Below are 17,181 nucleotides of genomic sequence, written 5' to 3' on the forward strand. Positions count from 1 at the left end.
ATAACCGGCTATCGCGATGCAATGGCGAAGAAGTCGGGCGGCCCCATCTGACCGCCCTTGAGGACGATGTCGAGCCCATCGAGGCCTGGCAAGACGCTGTGGGCGCGACAAAGGGGAGCGCCCGCCACCATCGGCGCGCGATAGGACACCCCCCAGATGTCGAGCGCTTCGATGGCGAGGGTCGAGGTGTCGCCGCCCGCCACCAGCAACCGGGCGACATGCGTCTCCTCCATGATGCCTCGAAGCAGGCGACCCGTCGCCTCGGCAACCGCCCGCGGATAGCTCGGCGCGCCGGTCGGTTGTGCTGTGATGAGCATCACATTGCCGGCTGCGAGCAGCGCGATCGCCCGGCGGCGCAGGTCCCGCGCGTGGCTGGCTCCGTCCAGGAGAGCCGTCGGGCCGACCGCCAGCATCGGTGCTGCCGCGACCATCGCCAATACGCGCCGTGTCGCCTATGTCGGGCTCGACAACCGTGCGACGGGTCGCACCGCAGGCCAGCTCGTCGCGCGCTTCATCGGCAGGCGTCCGGCCAAGGTCGCGATGATCGCCGGCAGCCTGAGCTATCGCGCCCATGAAGAGCGCGAGATGGGCTTCCTCCACCTCTTCCATGAGCTCTTTCCCGCGATCGAGGTGGTCGGCCTGCGCGAGGGCCACGATGAAGAGGCACGCAATTACCGGCAGACGAAGATGCTGCTGGCACAGCACCCCGACCTCGCAGGGATCTACAATATCGGCGGCGGGCCGGAAGGCATCGCGCGGGCGCTGAAGGAGGCCGGGCGGCAGGACGAGGTGGTCTTCGTCGGGCATGGCCTGACGCCGGAAACGCGCGCCCTGCTGATCGACGGCGTCATGGACGTGGTGATCAACCAGGACCCGCAGGCGGCGCTGATGGACTGCGTCTCGATCTTCGCGAATATCAGGACCGGCCGCCCGCCCCTGGAGGGAACGGCACGACCGAATATCGAGATCGTGCTGCGCGAAAACCTGCCCTAGTAGCGGTTGCGCTGGGTCGCATCGCGGATCGCCGTCAATCCGGACAAGGCTTCGGAGGACTTGTTCGCCTTGTAGAGCGCCTCGAACACCTGGCTGGCGTCATCGTAGCGCCCGAGATTGAAATAGGCCCAGCCGCGCATCAGCATCAGATCCGTAGTCTCGGGAGCGTAGCGCGCCCGAGCCGACAAGGTGATCAACGCGCTGTTGTAGTCCTTGGCGTCATATTGGGCGTAGAAGCGTTCGGACAGGAGAAGAGCTGAAAGTTCGCCGCGCCGCGCAGGCGGAAGGTTTGCGCTGCTGGCCGCGACATCGGCCTCGCTGGTCAGGCCCTGTTGGATCTTGGCGTAGGTCAGGCCGGCGGCCGCGTCAGCAGCGATCTGCGCGTTACCACTCCGCCGCGCCGCCTCGAACGCCTGCGCCGCCGCCACCGGGCGCTTGAGATCGAGCAGGCACCAGCCACGCTGCAAGGCCGCCGCCCCGGAGTTTCCGGCCCCGCAGCCACCACCTCGCGGACGCGGAGCGGCAGAGCGCCTCGGCGCCTCCGCCACGACCGCAGCTTCGTTCGTGGCGACACCGGGACGGCTGGTGCGCTCGACCGGCACTGCCCTGCGCGCGACGGGCTCCTCGACGGGTTCGATGCGCTGAACGGTGCGTGTCTCCGCCGCCCGGTCGGCTGGCGCAGCCCGGCGCTCGCGCCGGGGATTGAGAACCTCCGCGATGCGCTGCGAACGGCTTCCCCATTCGGCGACGAGCGCGCGCAGACCAGCCTGATCGCGCTGACGCTCGCGCACGAGGGCGAGCCCGTAAGCGGCAGCTTCGTAGCCGCGATCCCAGGACAAGGCCGTCTCGAACCAGGTCCCCGCCGGCGCGATCTGCCCGGCATTGTAGGCGTACCAGCCGAGCGCTCCCGCGCCGGGTGCGTATTTGTCGGTCCCCACCGTCTTGACGATGCGCTCGATCACGCTGCGGTCGAGGCGCGGGGGCGGCTCCTGGGTGAGCAAGGCCGTAACGACATCGAGATAGGCCTTGCGGTTGGCGGCATCGGCCTCCAGCCACTGGGCTCCGAGCGCCTCCGCCTCCGCATACTTCTTGGTCGCCCCCAGTGCGAGCACGGCACCTTCGGCAGCCTTGGCGCCGCCCTTTCGCGCCAACGCAGTCTGGAACCAGGTCGCGGCCTTTGTGGGGTCGTTGTGATGGAGCGTGTAGAAGCCGAGCAGGATGGCGTCGTCCGGCGTTGTCGCGGCATTGGCCAGCGCCTCGATTCGCTGGATTTCATCAGCTGTCGCGGTCTGGCTTGGGTCATCGGCAGCCTTGCCGATATGACGTCGCGCAAGCTCGTCGCGGACGCTGGCGAACTCGTTCTGCCGTTCCTGGGACAGCAGGGCCCCAACGAGGCTCTCCGGCAGGGTCGCCAGCGCCTTCTGCATCGTGCCGACCCGCTCGACGGCATCGGTGCAGTTGGTCAGGACATAGGCGTAAGCATCGCGCGCCCGCTCAGGCTTGCCGGTCTGGACGAAAGCCTCGGCCACACGCCAGAGCGCATCGACGCTGGCGCAGGTCAGCATGGCCGGCGTCTCGGTGCCGAGACGAATCACCTGCTCCCATTGCCGGGCGTTGGAGGCGTTGACGAGACGCTGGCGCGCCTCGACCCTATCGAGTTGCGCCACCAGATCGGCGGGAGCACGCCAGTTCGGATCCGCACTGCCGCGCTGCGCGATCGCGGCGCGAACCTCACCATATTTCCCCTCGGCGAAGAGCTTCCACATCCGTTCGAGTTCCGGATCGCCCGTCTGGCCTTGCGAGGTCAGGTCGATCGGTGGCTTCCACTCGGGATAGAGCGCCCGGAGCCTGGCGAGCTCGGCCTCGTAGCGACGGGTATCGCCCTGCGTCGCGAAATAGCGCAGGGCCGTCTCGTCGACCTTCTGCTGCGGCGCTTGCGGCGCGGCCGGGCGGCCCGGTGCACCAGGGGCCTGCGCCAGTTCAGTCGGCGATGGCACGGCGTCGGGAGACGTCTCCGCCCCCTGCCCCATGGGCTGCGGCTGGTTTTGCGCCAATGCCGGCTGGATCACCTGCTGCAAGGGCCCGGGCGATGCCGGCTCCTGGCCGTAGCGGCCCAGCGCATAGAAGACGGCCCCCGAAGCCGCGACTGCGATAAGGACCGATCTCACATGCATTTCGGATACCTCTCGCTCAGCATCGAGAGGGACAGGAGCTGCAGCGTCGACGGATAATAGGCGGTAGGCTGGAACGTCTTCAGCTCGGCCGGGAGCGGCGTGCCGTCGATCGCGCAGGCCATGGCCGCGGCCAGGATGCGATAACCGGCATCCAGCAGCGGCTCGACTGGTTTGCCGCTCTTCACATCGACAACCGCCACGCCAGTCGCCCAGGCCTGCCGGAAGGGTTCGAGGCGGATCTTGTCGGCCAACCCTGCGCGCAGCAGGTAGAGGGGGATACGGATCGCATTGTAGCTGAGCTGGGCCGGGAAACCTTCAGCCGGCCTGGGCTCGGCCTTGACCGAGAGCCAGTCCGGCGCCAGCGTCTTCCGCTTCGCCAACTCGTCGAGCAGCTTCAATCCGCTGGCCTGAGCCTGCATCCAGCGTTGGTCGCCAGTGAGCTTCGCCAGGGTCGGAAGGGCTTCGAACACCCAGTAGGACAGGTTGATCACCGGCCCATCGGGCCGGTCCTTCTCGGAGAAACCGATTGCAGCCGGCATCAGCCAGGTCTCGCCGACGCGCTGCAGGAGCGCGACCTTTGCGAGCGCCCGGGCGATCTGGCGGGCGGCGGCCGTGTAAGCCGGCATGTTCCAGCGCGCACCAGCGCAGGCCAAGGCCTCCGCGATCAGCAAATCGCCGTCGCTGGCGTTGTTGACGTCGGTGACATGCGGGCTCGCCTTCGGGTCCCAGCGCCAGGCCGCGAGCCCGTCGTCGCGGATCAGGAGCTCCGTGCGGGTGAACGCGAAGATGCTGGCGAAGGTCGCCCGGTCTCCTGCGAGACAGGCCAGCAGCAGCCCGTAACCCTGGCTCTCGCTATGGCTGATGCCGCCATTCACGTCGTCGACGACGCGACCCTCCGCGGTGACGAATTTCTGGCGATAGAGATTCCAGGCATCGGCGGGCACGGCCGCCCGTGCGCCCGGAACGAGGCCGAGAAAAGCCGCGGCAAGCATGGCGACGACCCGTTTCATGATCGCCGTCCCAACCGTGCGAGCATCAGGAAGGTTCCGATGCCGAGAGCGATACAGGCCGTCAGCAGTGCCAGCGCATAGATGCCGATATTGCTCGACATCCAGTTGGCGGCGACCAAGCGCATGTTCGCCAGGCTGAAGGGGCGCGTCATCACGAAGGAGGTGCTGTCCGCCGAGATGACATGCGCCTCCTGTGCGCCGCGGAAGGCCGTGATCTTCCCGGCCATTCCGGCCCAGTTGCCCGGCGACACGATGCGGCCGACCGCGCTTTGCAGCGCCTCGTCCCGACGGGCGATGAAAGCCGTCCAGACCTGTCGCGTCTCGGGATCCGCCGCCTGCGCTGCGATCAGCTCGGTACCCTCGGCCGGCTCGTAGAGCGTGGGTGCGCGCGACGGGCTGCGCAGCTGCGCGAAAGAAAGGTCGAAGGTGCGCTGGAGCCACTGGTCGACGGCGATGAAATAGCGCGCCACCGAACCGCCGAGCGAGCCGCGCCACCGGTCGCGGACCGCCTCCGTCGTCGGCGCGTCACCGCCGGAATCCTCGGGCGTCGCCTGCCGGCCTTGCAGCCGGTCGATGACCGCGTCGAAGACGGCGGCGCCCTCCGCATCCGGCGTCACCACCACCGCATCGGCCCGCTGGGGCCAGGTGGCGCGGACACTCTCCGCGATTCCGACGCGCGACAGCAACCCTGCCGGCAGTTGCCCGGCGGCGCCGACGATCAGCGCGGGCCGGTCCCCGACGGTCGCGACCCCGGCCAGCACATCCACACCAAGCGGCCGGCTGGCACTCTTGGCGATCCGAGCGAGCAGCGTCGCTGCCGCGCTCAGATTGGCGATGTCCTGCCGGCCCATGATCAGCGCGACATGTGGCGCGACGGAATAGGGAAAGCCGGTACCGGCGACGGCCGCGAGATTGGGACTGACGCCGATCTTGGCGAAGTCCGGAATGGTGAGGACGCTGGTGTCGAAGAGGGCGAAGCGGTTCTTGCCCGGCAAGGTCGCGCCCGGCCCGCAGCTCAGATCGGTCTTCGCCACCGTCACGGCCTCGAACCAGATCTCGTTGACCCCCGGCCGGAAATGCCGGAGCGGGATCGAGATCGGGAACTGCCGGAAAAGCCCGCCGGTCGTGGTGTTGAGCGGCACGGTGGCGGCGACATTGCCGTTGACGAATACCTCGATATGGCTGTCTCCGGGCAGGACCTCGTCCGAATAGGCGCCGTCGAGATAGAGCGTCGCCTCGCCATAGGCATTGGCGTAGAAATCGCCGGGCATTGCGACGACGGCCCGCACGCGCATGCGGCGGCCGGAGGATTCCTGGGTCGCGATGCCGAGCTCGGAAAACCGCAACGCCTGCTTGTCGGCAATGAACGGCGCATCCGGCACATGCCAGCTCGCCGTATCGATGATCTTGCGGTTGACGTTGGTCGCCCGGGAGACCGGGGCTGTCAGCAGCTTGCCGACCAGCGCCTCGATATCCGGCCAGCCTTCGCCAGTGACAAGCAGAAAGTCCGTGCCAGGCCTTGTTGGCCCCGCGACGAAACCGAGAAAGCTGCGGCCACCGGCCTCGACCGGCAGCGTACCGAAAAGGCGGCGCATCTCCTCGCTCGTGCCGAGCCCGACGGTCAGCGTCCCCGGCCGGATCCGATCTGGCAACTGGTCGGCGACCTGCACCGCCACCTGCCCGTAGCGGCCACGAAGCGCGAGCGCCTGGGCCACGGCAAAGATGCTGCTCGCGGCAATGGCACGAGAGGCACCCGGCGCGACAATGACGATTGTGGTAACGCCGCTCTCGTCGGCGCCGACCGCTGGCAGGTCGTCGATGCTGCGCAGCCGGAACGGATGCGCCCCCGGATTCTTGAAAGAGAGACGTGTCCCGGCGCCGTCGATGCGCGTCCAGAGTTCATAGGTCGAGGCGACCGAGCAATCGGTGCGGTGTCGCTGCACCGCGTCGAAGCCGATCGTATTCTGGCCGGGCCGGAGCAGTCCTTTGCGGAGCGTGACGTTGATCCGCTTCAGCCGGTCCGACGAGGCGATCGGCACTTCGGCGACACGCTCGCCATTGACGCGAGCGACCAGCCGTGAAGCCTCGGGCATCACCACCAATGCGTTCTGGTAGGCGATATCGAGGCTGAGGTCGGCAGCAACCTCGTCCTGCGTCAGGAAGAATGCCCAATTGCGCGTGTCGCTCTCCCCTTCCAGCGTGACGCGGGACGCCGGCAGCAGCGGCTTGTAGGCGGCCGCAGCAGGCGGCGGCGCGGCTTGCGGTACCGGTGCCGGCTTCTCGGGCACGGGAGGCGCCACGGGTGTCGGCGACGGCGGCGCGATCATGAAGGGCGCCGGGCCGGGCGCGGGCTGAGGTGGCGTCTCCTGCGCCAACACCGGCGCAGCGGCACCCAGCGCGCCGAACAGCGCCGCAGCCGCGAGCAGAGAGGTATCGAACCGGATCATTCCGCCGCTCCCGGACGCGAGGCCGAACGGGACAGCCGATAGAGGCCGAGGAGATAGGAGATGCCCCGGCTGGTCTGGAAGATCGCGAGGCGCAGGAAGCGCAGCGTACCGTAGATCACCCCCGGATTGTGCCGACGCGCCTTCTGGAACTGGCTCCAGTTCGCGGCGTCGGAGAAAGCGAGATCGGCAATGATGCGGCTGTGCAGCGGCGTGCTGGGCTCGTAGCGGCAGCCTATCAGCAGCCCCTTCTCGTCGGGGGCGAGGCGCATGATGCGCAGCGGCAGCGTTCCGTGCGGCATGTCGATGGTGGTCTCGAAAGACGCCTGGCCCAGGCTGCCGACCGGCACCTTGCCGAAATCCTTGGACATCACGCGCAGTGCGATGCCATCGACCGAGACGTTTTCCGTGACGATGGGCGCACTCAGCCCGTCGATGGTGATCTCGCCACGGCGTTTCACCGCGAAGCGTCGCGCTGCGCGCCCCTCGGGCCGCTCGGACACGACACCGAGCGCACAGCCCGCCATCAGCAGGTTGAGTATGTTCCACAGCCCCACGACCAGGGTCGTGTCGGCGTTGTAGGGCTCCGCGATGATGCGCCAATAGGTGGCGACCACGCCGAGCGCCAGCACGGCGAAGATGATGAAGAACGGTCGCCCGAGCTCGGAAACGCGGCGGGTCTCGAGCGACTCGTTCTTCGCCGTGACCTTGAAGGTCGGCTTGCCCGGGTTGAGCAGCACGGAAATCACCGCCGGCAGCAGATAGACCGACTGGATGAACTCGTAGAGCTCCGAAATCCAAGGCCAGCGATAACGGCCATAGAGGTAGTTCTGCATCATCAGGTTCACCACCATGTAGCTCAGCACATAGGCGATGAACTCGGGCCCCGAGGCGGTGAAGATCTCGAGGCCGAAGAACAGGTAGAACAGCGGTGCGACCAGGAAGATCAGCCGCGCGAAGGGGAAGAGCCAGAACAGCGCGGAAGAGGAGTAGCAAAGCCGCTGTGGCAGCGAGAGGCCGCGCTTGAACATCGGGCGGTGGTACAGGAGGATCTGCATCATCCCCTGAGCCCAGCGCGAACGCTGGCCGATGAAGCTGGTGAAGGTCGCCGGCTGGAGCCCGGCGATCAGTGGCTTGTCGACATAGACGCTGTGCCAGCCGGTCGCGTGCAGGGTGATCGCCGTCTCGGCATCCTCGGTGATGCTGCGCCCGGAGAAGCCGTTCGTCGTCTGCAGCGCCGTGCGCCGCAGAATGGCCGCAGAGCCGCAGAAGAACGAGGCATCCCATTTGTCGAGACCGCGCTGGATGATGCCGTAGAACATCTCGTTCTCGGAGGGCATCGTCTTGAAAGTCTGGAGATTGCGCTCCAGCGGATCGGGATTGATGAAGAAGTGCGGGGTTTGGACAAGGAAGAGCTTCGGATCGCGGCCAAAATAGCCGATGGTTTCGGTCAGGAAGCTGCGCGCCGGCGCATGGTCCGCATCGAAGACGACGATCAGCTCGCCCTCGGAATGGGCGATGCCGTTATTGAGATTGCCGGCCTTGGCGCTGACGTTGCGCTCGCGCGTCAGATAGGTGACTCCGAGCCCCTCACACAGCGCCTGCAGCGTCGCGCGGCGCTCCCGCGCGGCGCTGGCGGCGACGAAATTGTCGGCGTTGCATTTCTCGTCGGTGCCACCGTCGTCGAGCAGGTAAATCCTCAGCCGCCCCGCCGGGTAGTCCATCGCCAGTGCCGCGGCGAGCGTCGTCGCGAGCAGCTGCGGCTCCTCATTGTAGGTCGGCACGAAAACATCGACCGTCGGTGCGTTCGCCAGGTCGATGGGGGGCGTCTCGCGCTTCGGCAGCGGCATGGCCACGACGAAGAGGCTCAGGCCCAGCATGCCGATGTTGTAGAGCTCGGCGAGGTAGACGAGGATGCCGGGAATGAAATCCTCGACCTGGTTGACCGGAGGCAAGGTGCTCGTCGTCCGCCAGTAGATGTAGCGCAGCACGATCGCGGTGCCCAAACCCAACGCGATCAGCCGCCAGACGCCGTGAGGCCGCAAGAACTTCAAGACGATCATCGCGCCCACCACGATCGTCCCGGCGATCAGATGCGCCTGCAGGCTGATCGGCAGGGTGATCAGAGCGATGACCACGATCGCGATGAGCGCCCAGAGGATGACGTAGCTGATTGTTCGCATCGGGTTCAAAGGCAATCAGGTGTGCTCAGGGAGCAGGCGGTGGCGGAACGGTCGGGTATCCTTCGAGAGGCTTGTCGGGGAGAGGTTCCGGAGTCGGAGCCGAGTTGCGCTCGACACGGGGAGCCCGTGCGGGGCGCGGCCGGGAGACGGGACGCGTTTGGCGCTCGGCGGCAGCCGAAGGTTGAAGAACGGGATAGATCGGTGCGCCGGCCTTGCCGAGTTCGGGCGCCGGCGGCGGCGCATCGCCGACCGGATTCCAGCCCGGGCGTCGCAACGAGGCATTGAAGGCATAGTCATAGGCGAGGCGCAGCAGCGACGCCTCGGTTCCGGTGGGGTCACAGACGCGCAGGCGCGCCGAGATCATCCCCGACCGCGGGCGAAAGAGGCTGTCGCCGCTCGCGATGCGCTGCCAGGCATAGATGCAGGCTTCGCCTGTACTGCCACGCCCGAAGGCGTAGCCGAAGGGGCCGTATCGGTTCTGAACGAAGACGGCGGAGGGCGACATGGCGACGCCGGGCAGGCGCTCATCCATTTCGCGGCCCAGAGCAAAGTCGTCCATGCCCGGCTCCTTCAGCAGGTTGCCCTCGACGCCGGTGCTGTCGGGAAGGTCGGCTGCCGTGAAGAAGGCGACGTAGATCGCGTTCTCGCCGGGAGTCCGGCCACGCGTCGCCAGAGAGACGACCTGCGAAACGGCATTGTCGTAGCTGCGCTGCGTCACGCCGGTCACGGCGAGGCTGCCCGGCGGCGGGAGCGCCAGAGCGCGGCCGACATCGACCGAGACCGCGCGCGAGGCGGTGACGAGATCTCCGCTTGCGAGCTTCTGCTCTCCGCAGCCGGCTGCGATCAGGCCCATCCAAACCGCCGCGAGCGCCTTCGCCACACGCTTGGACCCGCCATGGAGGCGCTCAGAACGCGCTGGATGATTGTGCTCGGAAGCCCTCATCGGTGCGCATGCCGATGTCGGTACAGCATCGTCATGTCTTGACCATTGGTTAACACAGGTTAACGAGCGGTTACCCCCTTTGGCGCGGGCTCATCACGTCAGCCACGCCAAACAGCCGCCCCCAATACAGATGATTCGTGCGGCTGATCCAACCATTGGTCGAGATTATCTTCAGGAAATTGGCTCATCCCGCATCATGAGCCAAGCCTCTCCGTGTCAGATCACGACCGATGTGCGCTAGGCTGGCTGAGCGCTGCCGCCGACTGGCGAACCACCTCGGACATCTCCTGGAGCTGCTGCGCCAACGGGCTGGTCTTGCGCCAGACCATCCCGATGGTACGGGTTGGGCGCGGCGTCTCGAAATGGGCGAGGCAGACGGATGCAGAGCGCGTCTCGACCGCCACGGCCATTTCCGGGATCAGCGTTACGCCCAAGCCGGCATCGACCATCTGGACCAGCGTCGACAGGGAGCTAGCATCCAGCAGATCACGCGGCTGCAGGCTGCCTTGCCGAATGTCGCAGAAAGCGAGCGCCTGAGCACGGAAGCAGTGTCCCTCCTCCAGCAGCAGCAGGCGCATCTCGCGCAGCGCATCCGGGCTGGGGACGGGCTTGCCCTCGTCCTCGCGCGGCCGGACCAGCACGAAGCTCTCCGTGAAGAGGGCGACCTCGGTCAGCGACGGCTCCGAAACCGGCAAGGCGACGATCGCCATGTCCAGCCGCCCCTCGTTCAATTCCTGGACCAGCTTCGGCGTCAACGTCTCGCGCACATGGAGGTCCATGCCGCCGTGCAAACGAGTCAGCTCGCCGACAAGGCTCGGTAGCAGATAAGGCGCGACGGTGGGGATCACGCCGATGCGCAGTTTCGCGACGAGCCCGCCACGCGCGGCCCGGGCAAAGCCCTCCAGCTCGTCGAGCGAGCGCAGGATGTCCTTGGTACGCGAGACGATCTCCTCGCCGAAGCGCGTCAGGCGGAGTTGGCGTCCACCCCTCTCGAAGAGCGGGGCCCCGAGTTCTTCCTCGAAAGCCTTGATCTGCATCGACAAAGCCGGCTGCGAGATCGAGCACGCCTCGGCCGCCCTCCCGAAATGACCGTGCCGCGCCAAGGCCTCGACATAGCGAAGCTGCCTGAAGGTCAGATTTGTCATAATCTAAACTTATCAACGTGATCAGAAAATCGGAATTAATATAATGAGACTGCTTTGATAAGACGCGTTGCAGGACAAGGGCAGCGGAGGTGAGGATCGCCAGGTATCGCGCAGGCCGACATGCCGCTCCCGGTTCTGCCGGGCATCGGCAATGCCGCACGACCCAGGCCCCGCACGGCATCCGCTGATCGCATTGAGCGTGATGGAAGAGCGTCCCCCGGCACGCCCTCTTCTGCCCAAGAAACCAAGCCGTCAGCCCACTTCAGTTCGGAGACAGACATGAACGCCAAGACCGACGACACCACGGGCAAGTGCCCAGTCGCCCACGGCGGCGGCGCCCGGCAGAATCGCGACTGGTGGCCGAGCCAGCTGCCGGTCGATATCCTGAACCAACACTCGTCGAAGTCCGATCCGCTCGGCGGGTCCTTCAACTACCGCAAGGCGTTCGGGAAGCTCGATTACCAGGCGCTGAAGAACGACCTGCGCAAGCTGATGACCGACTCGCAGGACTGGTGGCCCGCCGATTTCGGCAACTACGGCCCGCAATTCGTCCGCATGGCCTGGCACGCGGCCGGCACCTATCGCCTCGCCGACGGGCGCGGCGGCGGCGGCCGCGGCCAGCAGCGCTTTGCCCCGCTCAACAGCTGGCCGGACAACGTCAACATCGACAAGTCGCGGCGCCTGCTCTGGCCGATCAAACAGAAATACGGCCAGAACATTTCCTGGGCCGACCTGATGATCCTGACCGGCAACGTCGCGCTGGAGACCATGGGCTTCCGCACCTTCGGCTTCGCGGCAGGCCGCGAGGACAGCTGGGAACCCGATCACGACGTGAACTGGGGCGCCGAGACGGGCTGGCTGACCCATCGCCCGCTCGACAAGTTCGACGCGCCGCTCGGCGCCACCGAGATGGGGCTGATCTACGTCAATCCGGAAGGCCCGGGTGCCAATGGCGACCCAATCTCGGCTGCCCATTTCATTCGCGAGACCTTCGCCCGGATGGCGATGGACGACGAGGAGACCGTTGCGCTGATCGGTGGCGGCCACACCTTCGGCAAGACCCATGGCGCGGCGGCCGAGTCCTACAAGGGACCAGAGCCGGAAGCAGCCGACCTTGAGGCTCAGGGCCTCGGCTGGGTTTCGAGCTACGGCAGCGGCCACGGTGCCGACGCGGTCGGCAGCGGTATCGAGGTTACATGGACCCAGACCCCGGCGCAGTGGAGCAACTTCTTCTTCGAGAACCTGTTCAAATACGAATGGGTGCAGACGCGCAGCCCCGGCGGCGCCATCCAGTGGGAGGCGAAGGACGCCGAGGCGGTCATCCCCGACGCGCACGACCCGTCGAAAAAGCACAAGCCGACGATGCTGACGACCGACCTGTCGCTGCGCTTCGACCCCATCTACGAGAAGATCTCGCGCCGCTTCCTCGAGAACCCGCAGGCCTTCGCCGAGGCTTTCGCCCGCGCCTGGTTCAAGCTGACCCATCGCGACGTCGGCCCGCGCTCGCGCTATCTCGGCCCGGAAGTGCCGAAGGAAGAGCTGATCTGGCAGGATATCGTCCCGACGGCCGACCATCCGCTGATCGATGATGCCGATGCGGCTGCCCTCAAGGCCAAGATCCTGGCCTCGGGTCTCTCGGTCTCGGAGCTGGTCGGCACGGCCTGGGCCTCGGCCTCGACCTTCCGTGGCGGCGACAAGCGCGGCGGTGCCAATGGCGCGCGCATCCGTCTCGCCCCGCAGAAGGATTGGGAGGCCAACCGGCCGGAGCAGCTCGCCAAGGTGATCGAGGTGCTCGACGGCATCCGGCGCGCCTTCAACAAGGAGGCGGACGGCGACAAGCGGGTCTCGCTGGCGGACCTGATCGTGCTGGCCGGCAATGCCGGCGTCGAGCAGGCCGCGAAGGCCGCCGGCCACGCCATCACCGTGCCGTTCGCACCGGGCCGCACCGATGCGAAGCAGGAGCAGACCGATATCCATGCCTTCTCGGTGATGGAGCCCGTCGCCGACGGCTTCCGCAACTACCAGAAGGCGGGCGCCAAGGTTCCTGCCGAGGTGGCGCTGATCGACAAGGCGCAAATGCTGACGCTGACCGCGCCGGAGCTGACGGTGCTGATCGGCGGCCTGCGCGCGCTCGACATCAATGCCGACGGCTCCAAGCATGGTGTCCTGACCGAACGGCCGGGCGCGCTGACGAACGACTTCTTCGTCAACCTGCTCGACATGAGCACGCAGTGGAAGGCGGTCTCCGAGGCCAAGGACGTGTTCGAGGGCAGCGATCGCAAGACCGGCGCGCCGAAATGGACCGGCACCCGCGCGGACCTCGTCTTCGGCTCGAATTCGATCCTGCGCGCGCTGGCCGAGGTCTATGCCAGCGCCGACGCCAAGGAGAAGTTCGTAACGGATTTCGTGGCGGCTTGGACCAAGGTGATGAACCTCGACCGCTTCGACCTGCTCTGAGCCAACAGCGCCCGGCCGCCACACAGAGCGGCCGGGCTGCTTACTTCAACAGCTCGACCATCGCGCGATAGCCCCGCGCCTCCGCATGCTGCAGCGGGGAGATGCCCTGCCGGTCCGGTATGCCGCGATCGGCGCCGGCGGCGAGCAGGGCGCGAACCGTCTCGACATGGCGCGGACCACCATCGCCGAGCACGACGGCTTCCATCAGCGCGGTCCAGCCCAGATTGTTGACGTGATCGAGCGGCGCGCCAGCCCTGGCCAATTCCGCGACGACGCCCTCATGGCCGAGATGAGCCGCGGCGATCAACGCCGTGCCGTCGTAGCGGCTGGTGATCGACTTGGTCGATGCGCCTGACGCCAGCAGCGTCTTCACCATCGGGACATCGTCGCGCACGGCGGCGATGGTGACGGCGTCGTAGCGCTGATCGTCGAGAAGACCAGGATTGGCGCCTGCGGCGATCAAGGCCCTGGCCGTCTCCGCCTGCCCGCGGAATGCCGCGACATGAAGCGGAGTGCGGCCGTTGCCATCGCGAGCGTCGAGGCCTTCATGTGCCGCGGCGAGCCGGCGAATAGTCGCGACGTCCCCGGCAGCGGCCGCGGCGTGCAGGCCGCGATAGCCCGCAACCTCGGCCGCGCTTGGCGGCGTCTGCGCCGACGCGGGGGCGGCGCTAATCGCTCCGGCGAAAGCTGCAGCGATCAGCATCCTTCTCGACATGGCTCCCCTCCCGAACAGGACGAGGCGGCCAGGGCGCGCCCGGCCGCCTGCGTCACTCCATGGCGGATTGCGCCTCAGCGCAGCTTGGCCTTCACCTTCTCGATGCCGGCATTGGCGCATTCCTCATCGAGGTGGCCGCCCGGAGCCCCTCCGACACCGACGGCACCGATGACTTCGTCACCGACCTTGACCGGCACACCGCCACCAAGGAGCAGGAAGCCCTCGATCATGGTAAGATTGCGGGCGCCCGGGTTCTTCTCGGCGCCTTCGGCCATCGCGCTGGTGAGACCGCGGGCGGAAGCGGCGGTGAAGGCCTTGTCGCGGCTGGCGGCCACGGTGTGCGGGCCGGCCCGGTCCGCACGCAGCATGGCGCGGACGACGCCGGCGCGATCGACGACCGTGGCGGTAACGTTGAAATTCTTGGCCGCGCAGGCCTCGACGGTCGCCTGAGCCAGCTCCTGGGCGATGGCGAGCGGCATGTTGCGCTCCTGCAGGACCTGGGCGCCGGCGACGGCGGGGACAAGCGCGAGCGCCGCGACGGCGGCGAAAACGACCTTGGACATGATCTCTCCGGTGCTGGCATGAACAGGCGCGAAGCCCGATGCCCGCAAACTAGAGAAGCCCGTCCCGGAATGTGATCGGTGCGGTGCCGGAGCGGCCTCCGTAGTCCTACGGAGAAGGGCATTGTTCCGCGGATCGGTGCCGCGGCGCTACCCCTCCAGCGCGAAGCGAACCATCTCCGCCACGGAGCCCGCACCCAGCTTCTCCGCGAGGTTGGCCCGATGCGTCTCGACCGTCCGCGGCGACACGTCGAGCGCGCGGGCGATCTCCTTGGTCGAGCGCCCGGCGGCGACGAGGTCGAGGATCTCGCGCTCGCGCGGCGTCAGCCGGCCAAGCAGCGCCTCGCGGTCGGCACGTACCGCCTGCGCCAGCTTACCCGCATCGAACACGGCGAAGGCAGCCTCGACTGCCTCGAGCAGAACCTGCTCGTCGACGGGCTTGGTCAGGAAATCGACGGCGCCGGCCTTGAAGGCGCGCCGGCAGGCGGCGACGTCGCCATGGCCAGTGATCATGACCGTCGGCATGCGCGCGGCCTCACCCGCCATCCGCTCCAGCAACTGCAGGCCGGAAGTACCAGGCATGCGGATATCGACGACGAGGCAACCATCCTGCAGCGGATCCGGACGGTCCAGAAAAGCCTGGACGCCCGGGAAAGGCCGAGCGGTGAAGCCCATAGTGCGCAGCAGCAGGATGAGTGCGTCGCGCACATCGGTGTCGTCGTCGATCAGATAAACAATGCGCGGTGCCGGCTTCATTCCGCGGCGATCCTGGGCTCGGCAGCCAAAGCCGGGAGGCGGACGGTGAAGATCGCACCGCGCCGGGCACCGTTGCGGGCCGCGATGCGCCCACCCGCCGCCTGGACCAGCCGCTCGCAGAGCGGCAAGCCGAGCCCCATGCCGCTGCTCTTGGTCGTGAAGAAGGGTTCGAACAGACGCGCCAGATCCGCCTCCAACAGGCCCGGCCCCGCATCGGCAACCGCAATCTCGACCTCGCCGCCATCGACCGACGTGGCGAGCACGATCTCGCGGCGCTCTTCGGGCAGGTTCTTGACAGCCTCGGCAGCGTTGCGGACGAGGTTGTGCACGACCTGCTCGATCGAAACCCGATCGAGCTTCGCCTGCGGCGCGAGCGGACTCAGCTCCAATCTGAGGGCGATGCCACGCTCCTGCAGGTCACGCCGCGTCAGCGCGACGACATTGCTGACGATCCGGTTGAGGTCGATCGGCTGCGGCAGAGGCTCGCGTCGCATGACGTAGGCCCGCAGTCGCTCGAGGATCTCGCCGGCGCGGCGGGCGTGGCGGACATTCGCCTCCAGCACGCCGGTGAGCTCCTCCTGCGAGGCCGTGCCGGCACGGGCGAGGCGCAGGCCAGCCTGACTCTGGCTCAAGATGGCAGTAAGTGGCTGGGTGATCTCATGAGCGATGCCGGAGGCCATCTCGCCAACGGTGTTGACGCGCATCGCATGGGCGAGCCGGGCGTCATGCTGATGCAGGCGCATCGCCTCCCGCGCCCGCCGGCTGGCACGCCGTTCGCGCAACATCGCAAGCAGCAACGCCACGCCGAGGCCGGCGACTACGGGCCAGCCGAACAGCAAGGCTGGCGGCAGAAGCTCGGCCAGGGCCGGCTTGCGCGTCAATGTCAGGACCATCGGCTGGGAACGGCTCCCGAGTGCCTTCCGAAACGACAGCGGGGGGACAGAGGTATCGATGGACACACCGCCATGGCGGGCGATCACGGTTCCTTTCGCGTCCTGCAGGACGCGCGCGGCATTGCCCGGCAAGCCGCTTTCCGGTTCGGTCAACAACCCGGCATCGATCACGAGAACCAGCGCACGCGGCTGCGAGCCACTGTCCGGCACGCGCTTGACCAAGGCGTAGAACGGCGCGCCCGTTCGACTCGCCAGCGTCGCCGCCTGCCCGGGCAGGAGGTCGCCGATCTGCGCCGCCAGCGCGGCAGGGTCAAAATCAGCAAGGCTTGCCGGCTGAGCTCCGATGGGAACAGTCGTCGTGCCATCCAGCGCAACCAACTCGACCGCGGCGATGCGCGGATAGAAGCGCTGCACCGCCTCGACCACGGCCCGGAAAGTCGCCGAACTCTCGCTGGAGCTCGCCAGAACCGCCGCGAGACTGGTGAGGTGGGCGTCGTGCTGGTCGACACGTTGCGAAACGACGCGGTGCAGCGTCGCGCCGTCCCGCTGAAGTGCGTCGTCCGCCCGCCAATATTCGACGAGTGCACCGCCCCCGAGACCGGCCAGCGCCAGCGGGATCCAAAGGACGAAGAAGGTGGCGAGACGTTGCTTCACGAGACTGACCTAACTCGTGCCGAATCTACCGCGCCGGGGAGGTGGCGTCACGCTGCCATCGGGTCGACATCGGCACGGCGGCGTGGGATCGTGGTTGCCATGATCCCACGCGCCATGATGCAGATGAAAGGCGAGCACCAGCCACGCGAAATTTCGGCGCAGCGGCTCTTGCAGATATTTTAAGCTTGAAACATTATGCCTCCGCGCGAGCCATAGAAGTCCAAGGGAACGCGGCCGCGCTTCAATTCGTCCGG

General features: G+C 67.2%; 13 protein-coding genes. 2 read left to right on the forward strand and 11 right to left on the reverse strand.

The window, feature by feature from the left end; all coding sequences use genetic code 11:
- Window positions 1–8: 8 nt before the first annotated feature.
- Window positions 9–413, reverse strand: coding sequence for a nucleotide-binding domain containing protein (locus CE453_RS24805; RefSeq protein ID WP_089177012.1), 405 nt, complete (start codon window positions 411–413; stop codon window positions 9–11).
- Between CE453_RS24805 and CE453_RS24810 the strand changes: the two genes are divergently transcribed.
- The gene (locus tag CE453_RS24810; RefSeq protein ID WP_089177013.1) at window positions 310–993 is read left to right on the forward strand and encodes a substrate-binding domain-containing protein; all 684 of its coding nucleotides are present in this window, start codon (window positions 310–312) and stop codon (window positions 991–993) included. The two genes, CE453_RS24805 and CE453_RS24810, sit on opposite strands and share 104 nt — an antisense overlap.
- On the opposite strand, the gene CE453_RS24815 is transcribed toward CE453_RS24810, so the two are convergent.
- From CE453_RS24815 to CE453_RS24840, 6 genes are all read right to left on the reverse strand, one after another.
- Window positions 990–3,161, reverse strand: coding sequence for a tetratricopeptide repeat protein (locus CE453_RS24815; protein ID WP_157733172.1), 2,172 nt, complete (start codon window positions 3,159–3,161; stop codon window positions 990–992). The two genes, CE453_RS24810 and CE453_RS24815, sit on opposite strands and share 4 nt — an antisense overlap.
- The gene (locus CE453_RS24820; protein WP_089177015.1) at window positions 3,158–4,177 is read right to left on the reverse strand and encodes a family 8 glycosyl hydrolase; all 1,020 of its coding nucleotides are present in this window, start codon (window positions 4,175–4,177) and stop codon (window positions 3,158–3,160) included. Before CE453_RS24820 ends, CE453_RS24815 begins: the two co-directional genes overlap by 4 nt.
- Window positions 4,174–6,624 carry a cellulose biosynthesis cyclic di-GMP-binding regulatory protein BcsB gene (locus CE453_RS24825; RefSeq protein ID WP_089177016.1) on the reverse strand — a complete coding sequence of 817 codons (2,451 nt, stop codon included), beginning with the start codon at window positions 6,622–6,624 and terminating at the stop codon, window positions 4,174–4,176. The genes CE453_RS24820 and CE453_RS24825 overlap by 4 nt, the downstream gene beginning before the upstream one ends.
- Complete coding sequence (bcsA, locus tag CE453_RS24830; RefSeq protein WP_089177017.1) at window positions 6,621–8,804, reverse strand: UDP-forming cellulose synthase catalytic subunit; 2,184 nt, start codon at window positions 8,802–8,804, stop codon at window positions 6,621–6,623. The genes CE453_RS24825 and bcsA overlap by 4 nt, the downstream gene beginning before the upstream one ends.
- 25 nt (window positions 8,805–8,829) lie before the next feature.
- Window positions 8,830–9,657 carry a cellulose biosynthesis protein BcsN gene (gene bcsN, locus CE453_RS24835; protein WP_157733173.1) on the reverse strand — a complete coding sequence of 276 codons (828 nt, stop codon included), beginning with the start codon at window positions 9,655–9,657 and terminating at the stop codon, window positions 8,830–8,832.
- 311 nt (window positions 9,658–9,968) lie between these two features.
- Window positions 9,969–10,892: a hydrogen peroxide-inducible genes activator gene (locus tag CE453_RS24840; RefSeq protein ID WP_089177019.1), complete on the reverse strand. Its 924-nt coding sequence runs from the start codon at window positions 10,890–10,892 to the stop codon at window positions 9,969–9,971.
- Between the two features lie 279 nt (window positions 10,893–11,171).
- Here CE453_RS24840 and katG point away from each other — a divergent pair, with 279 nt between their 5' ends.
- On the forward strand, window positions 11,172–13,349 hold the full coding sequence (gene katG / locus CE453_RS24845; RefSeq protein WP_089177020.1) for a catalase/peroxidase HPI: 2,178 nt from the start codon (window positions 11,172–11,174) through the stop codon (window positions 13,347–13,349).
- A 40-nt stretch (window positions 13,350–13,389) separates the two neighbouring features.
- Here katG and CE453_RS24850 read toward each other — a convergent pair whose 3' ends face one another.
- The 4 genes from CE453_RS24850 to CE453_RS24865 all read right to left on the reverse strand — a co-directional run bounded on the left by CE453_RS24850 (window position 13,390) and on the right by CE453_RS24865 (window position 16,927).
- Window positions 13,390–14,064 (reverse strand): ankyrin repeat domain-containing protein, encoded by a 675-nt coding sequence (locus tag CE453_RS24850; protein WP_089177021.1) that lies wholly within the window; start codon window positions 14,062–14,064, stop codon window positions 13,390–13,392.
- 74 nt (window positions 14,065–14,138) lie between these two features.
- Window positions 14,139–14,627: a GlcG/HbpS family heme-binding protein gene (locus tag CE453_RS24855; RefSeq protein WP_089177022.1), complete on the reverse strand. Its 489-nt coding sequence runs from the start codon at window positions 14,625–14,627 to the stop codon at window positions 14,139–14,141.
- Window positions 14,628–14,774: 147 nt separating this feature from the next.
- Window positions 14,775–15,380 (reverse strand): response regulator transcription factor, encoded by a 606-nt coding sequence (locus CE453_RS24860; RefSeq protein WP_089177023.1) that lies wholly within the window; start codon window positions 15,378–15,380, stop codon window positions 14,775–14,777.
- Window positions 15,377–16,927, reverse strand: a complete 1,551-nt coding sequence (locus CE453_RS24865; RefSeq protein ID WP_089177024.1) for a sensor histidine kinase — start codon at window positions 16,925–16,927, stop codon at window positions 15,377–15,379. The genes CE453_RS24860 and CE453_RS24865 overlap by 4 nt, the downstream gene beginning before the upstream one ends.
- Between the last annotated feature and the right edge of the window lie 254 nt (window positions 16,928–17,181).

Origin of the sequence: Bosea sp. AS-1 (assembly GCF_002220095.1) — a bacterium.
In the GTDB taxonomy this organism is placed as follows: Bacteria; Pseudomonadota; Alphaproteobacteria; order Rhizobiales; family Beijerinckiaceae; genus Allobosea.